The following is a 2062-nucleotide window of genomic DNA, read 5'->3' on the forward strand; positions in this document are numbered from 1 at the left end:
CTTCCTCTTTTTGTGTAATTGATAGTGTAGCAGATAGGGTATAAGGCATCGGCGTATAGTTAGAGCCACCACTTAATGTTGCTGTGACAGTGTAATTGCCTATTTCTGTATGTTTGTTGTTTTGATAAGTAAGCGTTAGTTCTTGAGGTATTTCACCTGTAACAGCTAGTGACTTCGGTTTACCGTCATATATAAACGACTCACTTTTTAGTTCCACTAATTGAGTTATATCAGCAGGTAGTATGATGAGCTCGTTTGATCTGGTACTTGTGATATAATTGTCTCCTGTTAAGGTAACGGAAGCTTTATATGTACCTGCGTTAGTAGCCTTATTATTTTTATAAGTAGCGGTTATACCTAGAGGTAGTTCTCCTTCTAATAATAGCTCGTGTTCTTTACCATCGTAGGTTACTTCTTTTTTACTAAATGTTACTCCCGTGATACGCGCTTTCTCGATAGTCAGTGTAGCTGATTTAGTTCCTAATAAAATGTCCTTGAAGTAGAATGACGCTATGACTTGGTAAACACCAGTATTGATGTACTCATTTTGGTTGTACTTTACAGTAACTAAGTTAGGAAGGTTCGTTGCTTCAATCGAGATTACTTCTCCTGTATATGTTTCTGTTTTGTGTTCAAATATTACACTATTAAGGGATGGTAGCTCTTCCTCTTTTTGTGTAATTGATAAAGTCGCAGACAGGGTATAAGGTATTGGTGTATAATTACTACTACCACTTAGTGTTGCTGTTACCGTGTGATTCCCTATTGCTGTCTGTGTATTATTAGTATAGGTAAGCGTTAGTTCTTGTGGAACTTCTCCTGTAACGGTTAGTGACTTCGACTTACCATCGTATATAAATGACTCACTTTTTAGCTCTACTAGTTGAGTGATATCAGCAGGTAGTATGATTAGCTCGTTTGATCTGGTACTTGTGATGTAATTATCTCCTTCTAATTTTACAGAAGCTTTATAAGTACCTGCATTCTTATGAATATTGTTTTTATAAGTAACTGTTACGCCTAGAGGTAGTTCTCCTTCTAATAGAAGTTCGTGCTCTTTGCCATCGTAGGTTACTTCTTTTTTACTAAACTTGACTCCTGTAATACGTGCTTTCTCGATAGTTAGTGTAGCTGACTTAGTTCCTAGTAAGATATCCTTGAAATAGAAAGAAGCTATTACTTGATATGTACCTGTGTTGATGTACTCATTTAGGTTGTATTTTACAGTAACTAGATTAGGAAGGTTAGTCGCTTCAATCGAGATTACTTCTCCTGTATATGTTTCTGTTTTGTGTTCAAATATTACACTATTAAGGGATGGTAGCTCTTCCTCTTTTTGTGTAATTGATAGTGTAGCAGATAGGGTATAAGGTATTGGTGTATAATTACTACTACCACTTAGTGTTGCTGTTACCGTGTGATTCCCTATTGCTGTCTGTGTATTATTAGTATAGGTAAGTGTTAGTTCTTGTGGAACTTCTCCTGTAACGGTTAGTGACTTCGGCTTGCCATCATATATAAACGACTCACTTTTTAGCTCCACTAGTTGAGTGATATCAGCAGGAAGTATGATGAGCTCGTTTGATCTGGTGCTTGTGATGTAGTTGTCCCCTTCTAATTTTACAGAAGCTTTATATGTACCTGCATTAGTCGCTCTGTTGTTTTTATAGGTAACAATTACTCCTTTAGGTAGTTCTCCTTCTAATAGCAGTTCGTGTTCTTTACCATCGTAGGTTACTTCTTTTTTACTAAACTTGACTCCCGTGATACGTGCTTTCTCGATAGTCAGTGTAGCTGACTTAGTTCCTAGTAAGATATTTTTAAAGTAGAATGAAGCTACTACTTGATATGTACCAGCGTCAATATATTGGTTCTTATCATAAGAAACTCTTACGTTATTAGGAAGGTTAGTCGCTTCTATAGCAATTACTTCACCAGTATACGTTTCTGTTTTGTGTTCAAAGAATACATTATCAAGGGATGGTAGTTCTACTTGTTTTTTAGTAATTGATAGTGTAGCAGATAGGGTATAAGGCATCGGCGTATAGTTAGAGCTACCACT

Annotated in this window: 1 protein-coding gene; it reads right to left on the reverse strand. The window is 36.4% G+C overall.

Going from position 1 to position 2062, the window contains the following annotated elements:
* Positions 1-2062: MBG domain-containing protein (locus AABL87_RS17655; RefSeq protein WP_341277694.1), on the reverse strand; the 2062-nt coding region annotated here is incomplete at both ends.

Origin of the sequence: Myroides sp. C4067 (assembly GCF_038039665.1) — a bacterium.
Taxonomy (GTDB): Bacteria; Bacteroidota; Bacteroidia; order Flavobacteriales; family Flavobacteriaceae; genus Flavobacterium; species Flavobacterium odoratimimum.